Genomic DNA, 15,949 nt, shown 5'->3' on the forward strand with positions numbered 1-15,949 from the left:
AGTGACGCAAGAACCTAGTAATAACCCCAATAGTTTCGTTGCTGTGGGTGGTACGGATATTGCTGATACTGCTGATATTGATGATGGTAAGGCACCGCCTGCTGCTGTTGCTGCGGATATGGATGATGCATATCTTGCTGCCCGGCAAGGTTAACTTTAGGACTGTTACAGTCGGTGTAAGGTCCGATATAGGTGGACGGCTTCACCGGCTCAACCGCCTTCTTCCACGTCTCCTCGTTAATGCAGTAGGTATGGGACATGACGTTGGCAGGCGTAAATTTCAGAATGTCGGAGCCTAATATTACCTCAGGCTGAGGGGCATCGAAGATTGCCAGCAGATGCGTGTGATCCGCTGTCGCGATCTCATAATGCCACCAGCCTTGTGGAATATTCGCGACTTGCCCAGGGGTGATGGGGAAGTTAAGCAGCTGTTTCGTGAACGGATTCAGCATGGATACCGTTGCTGCACCAGAAATACAATAGACCAACTCGGCAGCGTTCTGATGATAATGCGGTTCGACCACGTTGCCCGCGCTGAGATAAATGTCGAGGAGCGACGAATTCTCGAGCGAGTTCAGCTGCTGCACGCCAAGCACGTTTATAAAGTTATTGGCATCCTTCTTGAATAACGGGCTCTTATTCACGTCAAACGTGTACTGCACAGAAGGTGACGTGTAATCGATATAAGCGGACATTCTCTGCTTTCGCCTCATTCCAGTTTAGTTTGAGCCTAGATATAGGCAGTTTATGTGCGCGGTCCCGGTTCGGTGTATTTGTCTAGAAAAAGAGAAGAGCCGCCCAGCAGCAGGGCGGCTCTTCTTCGAATTGTTGCATAGTTACAGCGTATTATTCGCTCCGATAATTCGGGTCGCGAGTGCAGCGAATTGTGCCTGCTCCGCATTGGATAGTCCTGCAGCCGTGACAGCAGCGTTCAGCTGGCGTATGATCTCATCGCCTCCACCGTCAATCAGCTTCCGACCGGCGTCCGTGACGCGGACAAGGAAGCCGCGCTTGTCGGTCGGCGATGGAATACGCTCGACAAGACCGCGTTTAGCTGCACGATCGATTAGGCCGGTGATGCTCGATTTGTCGAGCGCCAGATGCTGGGCGAGCTGCTGCATGCTCGGCTCTCGGTCGCGCAGTATGCCGAGCAGACGGATTTGGATAATCGACAGGTCAGCCTCTGCGCCAACCCGGCCAAGAATGCCGTGGACAAGGAACGACAGCTGCGCCAGACTGTCGACTATAGATAAGTCTTCCTGCGAATGAGAAGAGGTAGGGTTCATTAGCATTCACTCCGAGCAACAATAATTTTCCCCCATTATAACACAACAGCTATTGACATAGTATGCGATACAAACTATATTGGTTTGTATAACAAACTAAATAATAACAAGGAAAACATAATGGAGGTTTGACTTATGATGATTCAAGCAGCAGTAGTACGTTCTTTCGATACAGCACCGAAGTATGAAGCGATCGACATTCCGCAGCCCACTGGGAAGCATGAAGTGGTAGGCGAAGTTCTGGCAGCTGGCCTGCATATGCGCGTGCGTGCACAGGCCAACGGTTCCCACTATACGAGCACAGATGAATTGCCGCTTATTCCTGGTATTGACGGTGTAGGGCGGCTGCCGGGCGGGCAGCTCGTCTACTTCGTTGCCCCGGACACGCCGCTCGGTACATTCGCAGAGCGCACAGTCATTGATGTCCGCCGCAGCGTGCCGTTGCCCGCAGGGGCAGACCCTATTCTGATCGCGGCTGGGATGAATCCGGCGCTGTCGGCATGGGTCTCGCTTCGGCGCAGGGTGCAAATCCAGCCTGGGCAGAAGGTGCTTGTGCTTGGTGCGACCGGCAACTCTGGACAGATGGCGGTCCAGATTGCAAAGCTGCTTGGCGCAAGCGAGGTCATCGGCGCTGGGCGGGACCAAGCAAGGCTTGAATCGCTGCCTGCGCTTGGGGCGGATAAGATCGTATCGCTTGCGGGCGATCCGGAGGCCGCCGCCGAGAGACTGGGCGAGGTAGCATCAGAGGTTGATATCGTGCTCGACTATTTATGGGGGAAGCCGGCCGAACTCGCGATGGTTCCATTGCTAACGAAGCGGTCCGACCGGAGCCAGGCGCTCACCTGGATCCAGATCGGTTCCGTTGCTGGCCAGACAGCCGCGATTCCTTCTGCTGCGCTCAGATCTGCCAACTTCCAGCTGCTCGGCAGTGGTCAAGGCTCGGTCACGGCAGCGGGGTATCTAGCTGAATTCCCAGCGCTCATGGAGGCGATTGCCGCTGGTAGCATTCGTGTGAATGCGACTTCGTTGCCGCTTTCCGAGGTGGAGACGGCCTGGCAGGCTACATTAGCTGATTCAAGTCGTCGGATTGTGTTTGTCCCGTAAGGGGGAAGCTGTAATCGAATTAATCCAGATTAAGCACATGCACAGGCCCGTGGTAGTGGATCCGCATCATGATGTGGGCCACTTCCGTGGGCGTTTGCTTCATGCCGGACTCGATCCAGTGCGTCAAGATGCCGAAATTCGCTGATGTGGTATATGCGAGCAAATATTCCGCAGGCACCAGAAGCTCCTTAATCGCTTGGCGGTTTAACATTTTGCCCCAAATATGCTTTGTAATCATAGCCTTTAGGCTGATCGCGAATGCAGGGTCGCCCTTCGGTCCGAGAATGATCTTCAGAAAATCGCCGTTGCGGGCTAATTCTTCAATCATACGCAGCATCGCCGGATACGGCTCCTCCTTTACGGCAAACTGCCGCAATTCATAGATATCAACCTGCTGCATGAGCTGATCAACCGCTTCGAGAATTTCGCTCTTGATCTGGCTCAGCATGTCCTGCGCATCCCGATAATGCAGGTAGAAGGTTCCCCGATTGACATCCGCCCGCGCGGATATATCCGTAACGGTCAGTCCCTCTATGCCGTTCTCCTCAATAAGATCCATAAGCGCCTTGCGCAGCGCCTGCTTGGTCTTCGCTTGTCTGCGGTCCATTTTATCTGTCACGCGCGGAAACAACCTCCATTCGCCAACTAAATTTTCACATTAATGAACAACTCGTTATGCATATGCTGATTAGTTGACATTCCAGCGGCATATTGACGATTGAATTCCCATATGAACTCATTATAATAAACATAGCGAACGATAATCAACACAATGTCCATTATAGTGATAAGCAAAGGGGAAATGACATATGGCATTATTCAAGCAAAAAACAGTATGGATCGGCTTGCTCGCCGTCTTCATCGTATTAGCCGTGTTCGGAGTGGCAATGATGGGGTCGGTACTCGGAGCGAAGCCGAAGGAGTTGCCTGTTGCTCTCGTTGTAGAGGATAAGGCGGTATCGCTGCCTAACGGAAGCTCGCTGAACGTGGGAGACATGGTGAAAGAGAAGCTGCTCGCCAATGCTGGTCTGCCCATTGCGTGGCATGTTGTTGCAACGGAAGCCGAGGCACAGCAAGGACTTGATGAGCAGGAGTACTATGGCGCATTCGTGCTGCCAGCCGACCTGAGTGCTGGTGTGGTTTCGCTAATGTCGGATAAACCGAAGCCGGCAACGGTCCGCATTGTCGCCAATGAGGGCATGAGCGTGCAAGCATCCACCGCGGTGAAGCAGATGCTCAGCCAAATCGAGCGAGGAATCAGCAGCGAGATGTCGCAGCAGGTGCTTGGTATGGTGAGCCAGCGCTCTGATGTGAATGTAATTTCCTTGGGCATGGCCAGAGCACTGCTCGTTCCTTTCCAAATCGAAGAGCAGACGGTCCATCCGATCGGCACCAACAATGCGAGTGGTAACGCCCCTGGCATGCTGACGCAAATTATGTGGATTGGCAGCCTTGTGGTCAGCATTATTCTAATGCTCGCTTCACAGAAGGCGCAGGCATCCGGCGGTCGCCGCTTCGGTGTACTGCTGACTGGGGCCGCTACTGGTCTTGTATTCGTCGGATTGGCGTCGGGCTACCTCGTGTGGATGTCCAAAGTGTGGTATGGCATGTCGCTCGCGGATGCAACCGGAACGTGGTTGGTACTTATGCTCGGAGGCGCAGCATTCTTCCTGCTTCAATCTGCGCTGCTTAGCTGGCTTGGCCTACCTGCAATGCCGGTACTCATCCTGCTCATGTTCTTCTCGCTGCCTGTAGTCAATATTGCACCGGAGTTTCTGCCGAAGACGACGCATGATTGGCTGTATGTCTGGACTCCATTCCGATTCGTGGCGGGAGAGCTGAGAAATTCGATGTATTTTGCCGACGTATCGGTTTCGTCGTCCTCGAATATGACGCTGCTATGGTGCATCGCGGCTGCTAGTCTGGTTGTTAAGCTGGCTTCTAGCTTCCGCAAGGCGAAAGTGAAAGCGAAAGTCTTAACGAATACCGAATCGGCATAAAATATAAATAAGACCCTGTTCTCCCGGATGTTGGAGGGCAGGGTTTTTGCCATGTTCAGAACGTTGACAGAATCGGTTGTCTGTCATATAGTTGTCTAAACAACTATTTAAAGATGAGAGGTTTTATTGCGATGACGATGGATAATGAGAACCATATGAATCAAATTCCGGTTGGCTTTGCGCTTGGTACAACCTACCGCAAAGTCGCGGCACAGTTCCAGCAACGGCTTGCGCCATATGGCATTACCCCGGAGCAATGGTCGGCGCTGAATCAGATTGATCGGGCGCAAGGGCTCATCCAGAAAGAAATCGCGGAGCGGACGAGCAAGGACAAGCCTTCGACGACCCGTATTCTCGACCATCTGGAGAAGAAGGGCCTCATCTATAAGAAGCCGGGCGAGCAGGATCGCAGAGCATTCCTCGTCTACAGCACGGAAGCGGGCAAAGTGCTCATTCGTGAGACGACACCGATTGAAGAGACGGTGACAGCAGATGTGAAGAGCTGCTTATCGGATCAAGAATATGACACGCTGCTTGAGCTGTTGATGCGCGTTCAGCACCATATAACCGCCAATTTTGGCGGCAGCACAGGCGGGCAAGGTCATGAATAAAGACCATTGGAGAGGTGAATCATGAAGCAAGAGCAACAGCAAGAGCAACAACAACCAGCAGTTCTATGGACAAGACCATTTATCGCGCTCTCGGCAAGCTTCTTTCTTCTCTTTCTCGGCTTGCAAATGCTGCTGTCTTCCTTTCCAGCTTATGTAAAAGGGGAGTTCGACGCAGGTAACGTGCAGGTCAGTCTCGTTACCTCCGTATTCGCGCTCGCTGCCATTGCCTCGCGGTTCGCGACAGCTGCTCTCATGCGGCGCGTATCCCGCATGGCGCTGCTCATTATCGGGTTGCTTATCGCAGCGGCAGCAACAGGGCTATATACGACAGCCGGATCATTCGGCGCGCTGCTCGTGCTGCGGATTACCTACGGGATCGGCTTCGGCATGGCGAGCACGATATTGCCGACGCTCGTCTCCCGCATCATCCCGGTTCGCCGGATGGGCGAGGGGATCGGCTATTTCGGCTTATCGACGAGCCTTGCCATGTCCATCGGCCCGTCGATCGGGCTGAACGTCATGAAGCATACAGGCTTCATGGAGCTCACGATGCTCGGACTTATTGCATCGGTGCTGATCTTCCCGGTGCTGTGGCTGTCTCGCTCGAAGCACAGCGACGCAGCACCAGCACCAGCCGCACCATCGGCTCAGCAGCAACAACAGGCAACGCGAAATACGGCTGCACCGGTCAAAACTGGCTTCAACCGCAAGCTGATCTTCCCCGTGCTGCTGAACACGCTGTTGTCTATTACCTACAGCGGTCTGCTTAGTTTTCTCGCCTTGTTCGGCGATTATGTGCATATTGAACAGGTAGGCTTGTTCTTCCTGTTCAACGCCGTTACTATCATCCTGGTTCGGCCATTCTCCGGCCGCATCTTCGATCGCAAAGGCCATATGGCGGTGCTCGTTCCCGCCGGCCTATGCGTCACAGCAAGTATGCTGCTGCTCTCCGGCACCCATGCGATGCCGATGCTGATTCTATCGGCGCTGCTGTACGGCCTTGGCTTCGGCGCTATTCAGCCGACGATTCAAGCATGGATGCTGCGCTCCTCCGCGCCGGAGCAATACGGCACGGTGAACAGCATGTTCTACAACTCGACGGACTTCGGCGTCGCGACAGGCGCGATTCTCCTCGGCGCAATATCCGCCGCGTCGAATTATTCGGTCATGTACCGCTACTCCGCAGGCTGTATGGCACTGTTCGTCGTATTGATTGTGCTACAAGTGGCGCTGACTACGAACCGCCGCCGCGTGAAGCAAACGGCACTGGAGTCGTAAGCCAATCGTAAGCCAAGTTTCCCCGCTACTGCATCCCTATTCGCGAATCCTGCGGATAGGGGTTATTTTTTTACCGTACTTTTACCGTTTGTTTGGTATACTAACCTATTATTTCGAATGTAGCGGCGGGGGAGCGTTAGACGTGAACATTTTGCTGGCGGAAGATGATAAGAAGCTAGGTAAGCTTGTGAAATATATGCTGGAGAAGAAGGGCGGCTATCACGTCGATTGGGTGGAGAACGGCGAGGATGCACTGGATTATGCCCTTGCGTCGGCTTATGATGTGCTCATCCTAGACTGGATGATGCCGCTAATGGATGGCGTCGATGTTTGCAAGCGGCTGCGGGGCGACCATTATGGACAAGCCATCGTCCTGTTGACCGCCAAGGACTCGCTGCAGGACAAAATCTTCGGTCTCGATGCAGGAGCCGACGACTATTTGACGAAGCCTTTCGAGATGGATGAGCTGCTTGCTCGTCTTCGGGTGCTGGCACGGCGGAATTTCGCCCCGAGGCAGTCGGATATTGTGACGTTCGGAAGGCGGTTCAGGCTCAATCGTGCCTCGCACCAGCTATATAGAGACGGCGCAGAGATCCCGCTCAGCCCAAGGGAATACCAGCTGCTTGATTTCTTCCTGCAGAACACCGGCAATGTGCTGACGAGAGAGGCGATTCTCGATCGCATCTGGGGGCTCGGCAGTGATGTCTCCTACAAAAATGTCGATGTTACCGTGAAGATGCTCCGGGACAAGCTCGATGAATCCGGTGCGGAACCGGTCATTCACAGCATCAGGGGGGTAGGCTACCGGTTTGAAATGGACGCTTAAAAGAGGGAAGAAACGCGACTTATTCCAATACACACAGAGGAAGCTCACCCTCACCTATACGTGGCTCATCATTCTGTTTCTGGCGTTATTCTCGATCATTGTATCGGTCTTCTTCATCATTATGACGTACCAGGAGCAGAGCAATTCGCTCAGCACGACCATGTATGCGACCGAGGACGGCCGCGTTGTCATTCCAGATTTGGAGAATAGCCAGAGCGGTGATTTGTACTTCTTCTATGTGCTGGACAATCAAGGTAAAGTACTTGCGCAAAGTGATGCCATCCCGCAGCTGAGCGAGTTCACCCTGGAGAAGTTTAGTGACTGGCGGCCGAATGAAGACAAGTTTCGGTTACGCTGGCAGCCTGAGCTACATAAGAGGGACGGAGCACTTACGCTTATTTCGCCGGATCGGCTGCTCTTCATAGGTGCGCATCCGATTATGACGGCGAATGGGCCGGCTACGATCTATGCGGCAAAGGATGTCACTTACTACTGGGATATTCTCCGTACACTGCTCCTTGTGTTCATCTTTATTCTTATTATTTTCGTTCTTGTAGCCATAAAGCTTAGCTCCTCGATGTCCAAAAAAGCGATGATTCCTATTCAGCAAACGTTCAGGCAGCAGCAGCAATTTCTGGCCGATGCTTCACATGAGCTGAGGACGCCGCTAAGCATTATGAACACCTCCCTCGATGTTATCGAGCTGGAGAATGGGGACGCCATTACACCGTATTCGAAGGAAGTCGTCTCGGATATGAAAGAAGAGATCGGCCGGATGAGCCGCATGGTGCAGCATCTGCTGCTGCTTGCCCGGTCCGACGTAGGCTCGGTTGAATTCGAGATGGGCACTTTCGACATCGTGCCGAAGCTGCGCCAGTGGGTGCTTGCCTTCGAAGGTGTTGCTCAGAAGAAAGCGATTAAGCTGAGGACGATGCTACCGGACACGTTGACCGTGAAAGGCGATCCAGAGAAGCTGAAGCAACTGGTCTATATTTTGCTAGATAATGCGATCAAGTACACGCCTGAAGAAGGCAAGGTCGACGTAGGGCTTGACCCTAATCCGAGGCAGTGGCGGATTATTGTCCGCGATAGCGGTATCGGCATTGCCGAAGCGGATCAGCCGCGTATCTTCGACCGGTTCTACCGGGTTGAGAAGCATCGCTCTCGCGAGGAAGGAAGCGCGGGACTTGGACTCGCGATTGCGAAGCAAATCGCTATCGCCCACCGGGCCTCCGTTGTTCTCGAGAGTGCGCCTGGCAAAGGAAGCACATTCTCGATCGAGTTTCCCGTATAGCATTGCTGGCGAGATGCCCTTTCTCTTTGGAAGATGAAGAGGAAGGGATTTTTTTTATAACCCTTTACCGTACTTTTACCGTTGCTCGATATAGTAGGTACTGTTGAGACAAGATCACTGTTGTGAAAGGATGATTAAAGCGTGAGACGCATTAGACCTTGGGTGAAAAAAGCGCTGCTAGTATCCATCATTATCGTAGCTGTCGGAGCCGGTTTAAGTTTGGCGGATGGTGAGCACGGGCGTGATATAACGAAAGTTGTGAGGGTTAGTCAGGAGTTTCATGGCAAACCTGCGGGTGACATGAAGGTTGAGATCAGAGGCGGCGAGGGCGTGTCTGTGCCGGCACTACGCGGTGATGATGCATCTGTGCCAGTACCGCCGTCAGCGCCATTCCTCAAAGAGGGCGGCAACATGCGCTTTGGTCGGGATCACGAGCATGAGCATGGCTTTGGCGTAGCGGTAGGCGGAGCGATTCTGATTGCCGGATTACTAATCTTCTGGCTGAGCAAGCGAAGCAAACGGTCGAGAAGAGCGGATAGTGTGAATGTGCTTGCAGGCATTCCAAGCGCATCGGACTTCCTGGACCAATGGGAAATGCAGCAAAATCAATCAAAGGAGTCGAAGTAATATGGGTATCTTCAAACGTGTCAAAGATGTATTTCTAGCCGAAACGAACGGGCTGATCGATAAGTGCGAGAAGCCGCTCAATATGGTGAATCAATATATGCGGGAATTTAGTGTTGAGCTGGAGAAGGGGCAGCGGGCGCTGGCGCATCAGCTGTTTATTGAGAAGCGACAAGCAGTGCTGATTGGGAATGCCGAGACGGCAGTAGAGAAGCGGGACCGCCAAGCGAGGCTTGCGGTGGATCAGGGCGAGGACCAGATTGCGAAGCTGGCGCTGCAGGAGAAGCTGCTGCAGGAGAAGAAGCTTGCAGTCTACCGCGAGCAATACGTAACGATTCAGGAACAAACGAAGGTGCTGGAGGAGCGCATCGCCCAGCTGCTGGTGCAATCGGAGGAGTACAATCATCGCCGGCTGCTGCTCGAATCCCGGGTTAATGTGGCAAGCTCCCTGAAGGAGCTGAACCAGAGTGTCGTTTCGTTTCAGACGGACGGCATCGTCAAAGGATTCGCTCGTGCAGAGGAGAAGGTGCTGATGATTGAGGCGGAGCTGGAGGCAATGAATCATTTCAACTCGCCAGCTAAACGTTCCGCGCCGCAGTATCTCGATCCGACGCTGACAGCGGAGATCGAAGCATCACTGGCAGAAATGAAACAGCCAGCAGCGGCATTGGAGCAGGAGCAACAGCAGGCAGCAGAATAATTGCGTAGCATGGTGACCACGCAGACGGCATAAGCTTCATGCAAGCGTCTAATATGCGATAACAATAAGAAAAACCGGCAGATTCTGCCGGTTTTGTTATGTTTATAAATGATTTACAAATCAAGCTGTCGTATGGTATGCTAGGAAAACCTGTCATGTGTATTATTTTAAGAAGACAGAGTAAGAACATCTTATCTATAATCTAATATTACCATGATAGTTCGCCCGCTGTCAACTGGTATTGCGGCGGGTTGCCAAAACTTATGAAGGAGCGTGTCCGAGAATGATAAGCGAGAACGATTGGAAGCAGGAGCAGGCGCGGTTGAAGCAGGTAACAGAGACGCTGCAGACGAAGATCGCGGAGCTTGCGCCAGAGGTGTCGGGGCTGCGCAATCAGGTGACGGACTTTGCCAAAAAGTTCTGGGAAGATGTAACGGTCAACACGAGCACCTTTGACGATTTCGAAGAAACGTTATACAGCATCAGGCAGCAGGAGGCGCTGCTTTCTGAACGGGAACGGAGCCACAAGCAGCGGCTTCAGCGGTGGAACAATATGAAGCGCATGCTGCCGGCGCCTTACTTTGGGCGCATAGATTATGAAGAGAAGGGTGCTAGCGGAAGCGAGCAAATCTATATCGGCGTATCCTCGCTTGTCGAAGAGGATGGGCTGAGCTTCCTCGTATACGACTGGCGTACGCCGATTGCAAGCATGTATTACGATCATTCCCCAGGATCAGCCGCTTATGCGACGCCCGGCGGGCAGATCGACGGAACGATGCTGCTGAAACGGCAGTATCAGATAAAAAGCGGCGAGCTGCGCAGCGTGTTCGACACGAGCGTCACCATCGGCGATGAGCTGCTGCAGCAGGCGCTCGGCAAAGGCGCGGACGCGCAGATGAAGAGTATCGTCGCAACGATTCAGAAGGAACAGAACGCGATTATTCGCGACGATAAGAGCTGGATGCTTATCGTGCAAGGCGCGGCCGGCAGCGGCAAGACGTCAGCGGCTTTGCAGCGGGCAGCTTACTTGCTCTATAAGCATCGCGACCGGCTGCGGGCGGACCAGATCGTCCTGTTCTCGCCGAACCCGATGTTTAACAGCTATGTCTCAACGGTGCTCCCTGAGCTGGGTGAGGAGAATATGCAGCAGACGACCTTCCAAGAGTATCTGGCGTACTGGCTCGGATCACAGATGCAGCTGGAAGACCCATTTGATCAGATTGAATATGTACTGTCCGCAGCTGTTGACGACGATTCGGCTAATGAAGCGAGACTGCAGGGCATTCGGTACAAGGCGTCGGAGATTTTCCTTCATGCTTTGCAGCAGTATGCGGAAAGGCTCTGCAAGAAGGGCATGCTATTTAGCGGGATCTGGTTCAGAGACCGCGAAGTGATCACGGCACCTCAGATGGCTGAGCAGTTCTATAGCTATGACAGCACGATTCGGCTTGCGAATCGCGCCTTGCTGTTACGGGAATGGCTGCTGCTGCAGCTGACTTCAATTGAGCGTAAGGAGCGGAAGGCCGAGTGGGTGCAGGATGAGCTCGATTACCTCGACAACGAGCAATATGAAGAGGTCCATAAAGCGGTGCTGAAAAAATACGAGCGCGATGAAGCGGTGTTTGATTTTACGCAGTCGTATATCGATCAGTATGGCGATTTCCAGGGTACCGAGCAGGGTGAAGGAGATGTGTTTGATTTTGCCGATCAGGAAGAGGAGCTTCTCCGCCGAATGATTGTGAAGGAGAGCTTTGAACCGCTGCGTCGTGACGTGAGACGGTTCAAGTTCATTGATTTTGTTCAATTATACGGGCAGTTGTTTGGTGAGGAAGCTCAGTATCTAGAGATGACCGGCGAGTCCGAGGTGCCGGAGAAGTGGGCGGAAATCTGTGCGCAGACGAGAGCGAAGCTAAGCGGCTCCGAGCTGCTCTATGAAGATGCGACGCCATACCTGTATCTCAAGGAGCTGGTGGAAGGCGTGCGGATGAATACAGACGTGCGGCATGTCTTCGTCGATGAAGGACAGGATTACTCGCCGTTCCAATATGCTTTCTTGAAGCGGCTGTTTCCGCGCGCGCGCATGACGGTGCTTGGCGACTTCGGCCAGGCAATCTTCGTGCAATCGACGATTCTGCACGAGGCGGATTCGCCGCTTGCCCGTATCTATGGCCCTGACGAAACGAGGCTAATACGTCTCGTTCGCAGCTACCGCTCCACGAAGGAGATCGTGGAGTTTACCAAGGCGATGCTGCCGGATGGCGCGGACATTGTACCGTTCGAGCGGCTTGGTGGTAAGCCGCAGCTCGTACGGCTCGGCAGCAGCGAGGAGCGGGCGGGGCATATCGCCAGCGACGTAGAGGCGCTTCGAGCCGAAGGCTTCGACTCTATTGCCGTCATTACGAAGACGGCAGCTGAGGCTCGTGTTGCGTATGACGAGCTCACGGAGAATGGCGGAGAAGCGCTGCGTCTCATCACGAAGGAGACGCTCACCTTCGAGAAGGGCGTGGCAGTCATTCCGGCGTATCTCGCGAAGGGCGTCGAGTTCGATGCGGTACTGGTCTACGACGCTTCAGCCCAGACCTACAGCAGGGAGAGCGAGCGCAAGCTCTTCTATACGGTCTGTACCCGAGCGATGCACCGATTGCGGTTATATACGGTAGGAAATGTAGCGCCATATATACAGCAGCTCGATACGTCACTTTATGAGGGATAAGAGCAGCGGCTTATTATTTAAAAAGGTTACTACTCAGGTCTCCTTGAATTTAGGGACCTGAGTAAGGCTGTTGAAAAAGCACCGGTATTGACACGCTCTACCTAGCCGCCCACTAGAGCTGAGAGATCAAATACGCTCTCTCAGCATGAAAATCGGCCGATTGAAGCTCTGAGAGTGCGGATTCAGCACTCTCAGATAAGGAACCGGCTGAAACCGGCAGCTTGGTGGAGCTGAGAGATCAAATAGGCTCTCTCAGCATGAAAATCGGCCGATTAAAGCTCTGAGAGTGCGGATTCAGCACTCTCAGATAAGGAACCGGCTGAAACCGGTAGCTTGGTGGAGCTGAGAGATCAAATACGTTCTCTCAGCATGAAAATCGGCCGATTGAAGCTCTGAGAGTGCGGATTCAGCACTCTCAGATAAGGAACCAGCCGAAAATGGGGTTGAATCGACACGCTCTTATAGATCGCTCTGCCCACCTCCCCGTACGAATCGTATGGCGCTTAATGGACTTATATTTCTCCGGAATGAAACGCGTCGCGCCGTCAAAGGACGGCGAGGGCCGTTTCACCTTGTAACATTCACATTAACATTGACAGCATGAGCTGCCTTTGGATATGATGAGGATGAACGGGCCTTATAGTGTCCGATTCATTTTAGATAATTATTAAACTTTATTAAATAATAAACTTAAATAAAGAAAGGAGGGGCCTAAGTGAAGTCATTTCTCCCCAATAACATTAAGGATGAGAATCGCAAAATCATCTTCGATATTCTGCTGCAGCACCCGGAGCTAGCTAAGGTCGAAATTACGGAGAAAACCGCGATGAGCTTCGTAACGGTCAGCAAGATCGTCAGCTTCTTCGAGCAAATCGGCCTGCTGATCGCTACAGGCGAGAGTCGTGAAGGATCCGGCGGACTTGGCAGGAAACGTACCGTCTATCGCTTCAATGCGAACAGCTACGTCACCATCGGCATTCAAACGATCGGCAAGAGGACGACGGCGTTGCTCGTTAATCTATACGGCCAGATCATTGATATGCAGGCAATCGACACGCCGATTCATTTTTTTAGTGAACAGTTTGAAAGCGTGTTTGAGGACATCGTGGCACGGATGCGGAGCAAAGCAAAGGCAATGGGTAGTGTCATTCTCGGCATAGGGATTGGCGTCGATGGCGCGATCAATATTCGCAAGCGCACGATTCGGATTATGACCCATGACAACCTCGAAGAGGATTACGCTTACGAGCCTCTTATGGCGAGATTGAAGGAGCGGGTACAGCTGCCGATCTTGCTGGAAAATGACGTGAACGCCTCGATTATCGCGGAGTTACGCCAGTTGGAGAGCACCGAAGAGGCGCCGAACGACCTTATTCTCATCTCTGCGGGTGACGGTGTCGGAGCGGGTATCATCCTGAATAAGGAGCTTCACCGTGGGTTCAATGCAAGCGCAGGCGAGCTTGAGTATATGTGCTTCGACCCGGAGTATCGGAAGAAGAAGTCCTCGGTCGGCTGGCTCGAGAGCAAGCTCGGGCTTGAGACGCTGCTTCGCACGTATGACTTAACGATGGAACAGGAGCGGGAAGCTTGCGCGGATTACGTCTCCCGCCATCTCGCCCTTGTTATTGCCAACATGATCAGCATCTTGGACATTGATCGGATCATCATCAGCGGCAAGACGGCTGCGCTGTTCCCCGAGCTTGTGCGAAGCAGAACAGCAGCATACGTACAGCAGTATACCGAATGGACGCCGACGATTACGGTGAGCGATGCCGCGCATCAGGCGGCAGTTGGCGCAGCGAGCTTGATCCTGCAGCAGGAAATGATTCAGGTGTTATCAACTTAAGAGAGGAGTGTGAGGTGCATGATTCGTATTTTTGACAGTGAAGAAGAGGTAGCTCGGGAAATCGCTCGGGAAATGCAGCAGCGATTGGCGGAAGACGAGCAGTCTGTATTCTGCCTGGCTTCCGGAAGTACGCCGCAGAAGAGCTACGCGCATTTCGCCAGTAGCATCGGCGGCAATGACGGCAGCTTGAAGAATCTCCGCATCGTCAGTCTCGACGAGTGGGTTGGTATTGAGCGCAGCTCAGAGGGCAGCTGCTATCAGATGCTGAACCAAGACTTGTTCTCGCTGATTCCGCTTGAGAGCGATCAGATTGAGTTCTTCGACGGAACAGCGGCAGATTTGGTGCAGGAATGCTCGCGAATTGACCAGTACATCGAACAGTATCCGATGACGTTCAGCTTGATGGGCGTGGGCATGAACGGGCATATCGGGCTTAATGAGCCAGGAAGTGCTGTGCTGGAGTACAGCAGCGTAATCGACCTGTCGGCAACGACGAAGGAAGTGGCGCAGAAATATTTTCACGAGCGGACGGTGCTCTCGGAGGGGATTACACTTGGCCTTGGACAAGTGATCCGCAGCCAAAGGGTCATTACGGTGATTACCGGCGAGCGCAAAGCCGAGATCGTTCGGGAGATCTTCTGTAATCCAGATGCGAAGCTACCAGCCCAGGCGCTGCTTGGCTACGATCATATTGATTTCTACTTGGATGCGAAGGCAGCGAAGTATCTTGACATCAGTGGGGAGCAAGCAGGATGAGCGGGTATGTCATCGGGGTAGACATCGGAGGCACGAACATCCGGGTCGGATTGGTGAACGAGCAGCTAGAGCTGATTCGTAAGGAAACCGTCCTGACCAGCAGCTTCGGCAGCGCGGAGGAGTTGTTCGCCGGCGTGCGGCGGTTGGTCGATATCGTCGATAGCGAACGCAAAGCGCGCTTAATCGGCATGGCTGTTCCCGTACCTTGGCACGAAGGGACCGATTCCATCGTCGATGCCGGCAATGTTCCTTGCTTGGAGGGCGTTCCGGTAGATGAGGTAAGGTCGTATTTTCCAGAGCATGAGCTGTATTTGGACAACGATGTGAACGTGATTGCCCTCTTGGAGGGGGAGCGGGGAGCTTCGCAAGGGAGCGTACTCTCCATGTATATTACGGTGAGCACGGGCATTGGCAGCGGCATTGTCGTGCGGGGCGAGGTCCTTCATGGCGCCAACGGCTACGCGGGGGAGATCGGCAGCATGATTGTCTCGGATCGGGACAACGGACATGATTCCTTGTATGCAGGCACGTTGGAGTCACTTTGCAGCGGCACCGCCTTGGAGATCGAGAGCAAAAAGCTGTACGGCGGCGATGCCACGGCGAAGACGTTGTTTGATAGATATGTGAGCAAGGACAAGCAAGCAGAGGAAGTTATCTCGCAGTGGGTGGAGTACTTCTCCAGAGGGATTGCCTCTCTCATGCAGACGCTTGATCCGGGTATGTTCGTTATCGGTGGCTCGGTGATCGAGCACAATCCGTGGCTGATTGAACGGGTTGTGGAGAGCACGAAGGGCAAGGTGTTTGAGAACCTGCGCGGCCGGATTCGTATTGCAGCACCTGTATTTGGTTCTGATGCCGGCGTCATTGGCGCTGCGTATACCGCATGGAAACGATCAAGATAAAAGGAGATG

The 15,949-nt window shown here is 53.3% G+C and carries 15 protein-coding genes; 12 read left to right on the forward strand and 3 right to left on the reverse strand.

The annotated features are described in order from the left end of the window. Positions 1-14: 14 nt before the first annotated feature. The gene (locus BMY11_RS10120) at positions 15-695 is read right to left on the reverse strand and encodes a cupin domain-containing protein (protein WP_090574724.1); all 681 of its coding nucleotides are present in this window, start codon (positions 693-695) and stop codon (positions 15-17) included. Between the two features lie 141 nt (positions 696-836). Then, on the reverse strand, positions 837-1,286 hold the full coding sequence (locus tag BMY11_RS10125; RefSeq protein ID WP_218150173.1) for a MarR family winged helix-turn-helix transcriptional regulator: 450 nt from the start codon (positions 1,284-1,286) through the stop codon (positions 837-839). A gap of 135 nt (positions 1,287-1,421) precedes the next feature. Between BMY11_RS10125 and BMY11_RS10130 the strand changes: the two genes are divergently transcribed. Continuing rightward, on the forward strand, positions 1,422-2,390 hold the full coding sequence (locus tag BMY11_RS10130) for a quinone oxidoreductase family protein (protein ID WP_218150174.1): 969 nt from the start codon (positions 1,422-1,424) through the stop codon (positions 2,388-2,390). Positions 2,391-2,409: 19 nt separating this feature from the next. Here BMY11_RS10130 and BMY11_RS10135 read toward each other — a convergent pair whose 3' ends face one another. Then, positions 2,410-3,009 (reverse strand): TetR/AcrR family transcriptional regulator, encoded by a 600-nt coding sequence (locus BMY11_RS10135; protein WP_090574730.1) that lies wholly within the window; start codon positions 3,007-3,009, stop codon positions 2,410-2,412. 190 nt (positions 3,010-3,199) lie between these two features. Between BMY11_RS10135 and BMY11_RS10140 the strand changes: the two genes are divergently transcribed. The 11 genes from BMY11_RS10140 (at position 3,200) to BMY11_RS10190 (ending at position 15,940) form a co-directional block, all read left to right on the forward strand. Further along, entirely contained in the window at positions 3,200-4,390 is a 1,191-nt protein-coding gene (locus BMY11_RS10140; protein ID WP_090574732.1) for a YhgE/Pip domain-containing protein, read from the forward strand. A 131-nt stretch (positions 4,391-4,521) separates the two neighbouring features. Continuing rightward, on the forward strand, positions 4,522-5,001 hold the full coding sequence (locus BMY11_RS10145; protein ID WP_256217394.1) for a MarR family winged helix-turn-helix transcriptional regulator: 480 nt from the start codon (positions 4,522-4,524) through the stop codon (positions 4,999-5,001). A gap of 21 nt (positions 5,002-5,022) precedes the next feature. Further along, entirely contained in the window at positions 5,023-6,279 is a 1,257-nt protein-coding gene (locus BMY11_RS10150; protein ID WP_090574735.1) for an MFS transporter, read from the forward strand. 142 nt (positions 6,280-6,421) lie between these two features. Beyond that, positions 6,422-7,105 carry a response regulator transcription factor gene (locus tag BMY11_RS10155; protein ID WP_090574740.1) on the forward strand — a complete coding sequence of 228 codons (684 nt, stop codon included), beginning with the start codon at positions 6,422-6,424 and terminating at the stop codon, positions 7,103-7,105. Continuing rightward, entirely contained in the window at positions 7,089-8,399 is a 1,311-nt protein-coding gene (locus BMY11_RS10160; RefSeq protein WP_090574742.1) for a sensor histidine kinase, read from the forward strand. The genes BMY11_RS10155 and BMY11_RS10160 overlap by 17 nt, the downstream gene beginning before the upstream one ends. Positions 8,400-8,540: 141 nt before the next feature. Continuing rightward, entirely contained in the window at positions 8,541-9,026 is a 486-nt protein-coding gene (locus BMY11_RS10165; RefSeq protein WP_090574745.1) for a hypothetical protein, read from the forward strand. A gap of 1 nt (position 9,027) precedes the next feature. Further along, the gene (locus tag BMY11_RS10170) at positions 9,028-9,723 is read left to right on the forward strand and encodes a PspA/IM30 family protein (protein WP_090574748.1); all 696 of its coding nucleotides are present in this window, start codon (positions 9,028-9,030) and stop codon (positions 9,721-9,723) included. 283 nt (positions 9,724-10,006) lie between these two features. Then, a complete protein-coding gene (gene helD, locus BMY11_RS10175) occupies positions 10,007-12,436 on the forward strand; it encodes an RNA polymerase recycling motor HelD (protein WP_090574751.1) in 2,430 nt (809 codons plus the stop codon). A gap of 715 nt (positions 12,437-13,151) precedes the next feature. Continuing rightward, complete coding sequence (locus BMY11_RS10180; protein WP_090574754.1) at positions 13,152-14,282, forward strand: ROK family protein; 1,131 nt, start codon at positions 13,152-13,154, stop codon at positions 14,280-14,282. Positions 14,283-14,300: 18 nt separating this feature from the next. Next, on the forward strand, positions 14,301-15,038 hold the full coding sequence (locus BMY11_RS10185) for a 6-phosphogluconolactonase (protein ID WP_090574756.1): 738 nt from the start codon (positions 14,301-14,303) through the stop codon (positions 15,036-15,038). Further along, positions 15,035-15,940, forward strand: a complete 906-nt coding sequence (locus tag BMY11_RS10190) for an ROK family protein (protein ID WP_090574759.1) — start codon at positions 15,035-15,037, stop codon at positions 15,938-15,940. The genes BMY11_RS10185 and BMY11_RS10190 overlap by 4 nt, the downstream gene beginning before the upstream one ends. The last annotated feature ends 9 nt before the right edge of the window (positions 15,941-15,949 follow it).

Source organism: Paenibacillus sp. OV219, assembly GCF_900110075.1.
Classification (GTDB): Bacteria; Bacillota; Bacilli; order Paenibacillales; family Paenibacillaceae; genus Paenibacillus_Z.

Excerpts from the sequence above, each read along its gene's own strand:
- BMY11_RS10120 (WP_090574724.1), bottom strand. The coding sequence starts at position 695 with ATGTCCGCTTATATCGATTACACGTCACCTTCTGTGCAGTACACGTTT.
- BMY11_RS10125 (WP_218150173.1), bottom strand. The coding sequence starts at position 1,286 with ATGAACCCTACCTCTTCTCATTCGCAGGAAGACTTATCTATAGTCGAC.
- BMY11_RS10130 (WP_218150174.1), top strand. The coding sequence starts at position 1,422 with ATGATGATTCAAGCAGCAGTAGTACGTTCTTTCGATACAGCACCGAAG.
- BMY11_RS10140 (WP_090574732.1), top strand. The coding sequence starts at position 3,200 with ATGGCATTATTCAAGCAAAAAACAGTATGGATCGGCTTGCTCGCCGTC.
- BMY11_RS10145 (WP_256217394.1), top strand. The coding sequence starts at position 4,522 with ATGACGATGGATAATGAGAACCATATGAATCAAATTCCGGTTGGCTTT.
- BMY11_RS10150 (WP_090574735.1), top strand. The coding sequence starts at position 5,023 with ATGAAGCAAGAGCAACAGCAAGAGCAACAACAACCAGCAGTTCTATGG.
- BMY11_RS10170 (WP_090574748.1), top strand. The coding sequence starts at position 9,028 with ATGGGTATCTTCAAACGTGTCAAAGATGTATTTCTAGCCGAAACGAAC.
- helD (WP_090574751.1), top strand. The coding sequence starts at position 10,007 with ATGATAAGCGAGAACGATTGGAAGCAGGAGCAGGCGCGGTTGAAGCAG.
- BMY11_RS10185 (WP_090574756.1), top strand. The coding sequence starts at position 14,301 with ATGATTCGTATTTTTGACAGTGAAGAAGAGGTAGCTCGGGAAATCGCT.
- BMY11_RS10190 (WP_090574759.1), top strand. The coding sequence starts at position 15,035 with ATGAGCGGGTATGTCATCGGGGTAGACATCGGAGGCACGAACATCCGG.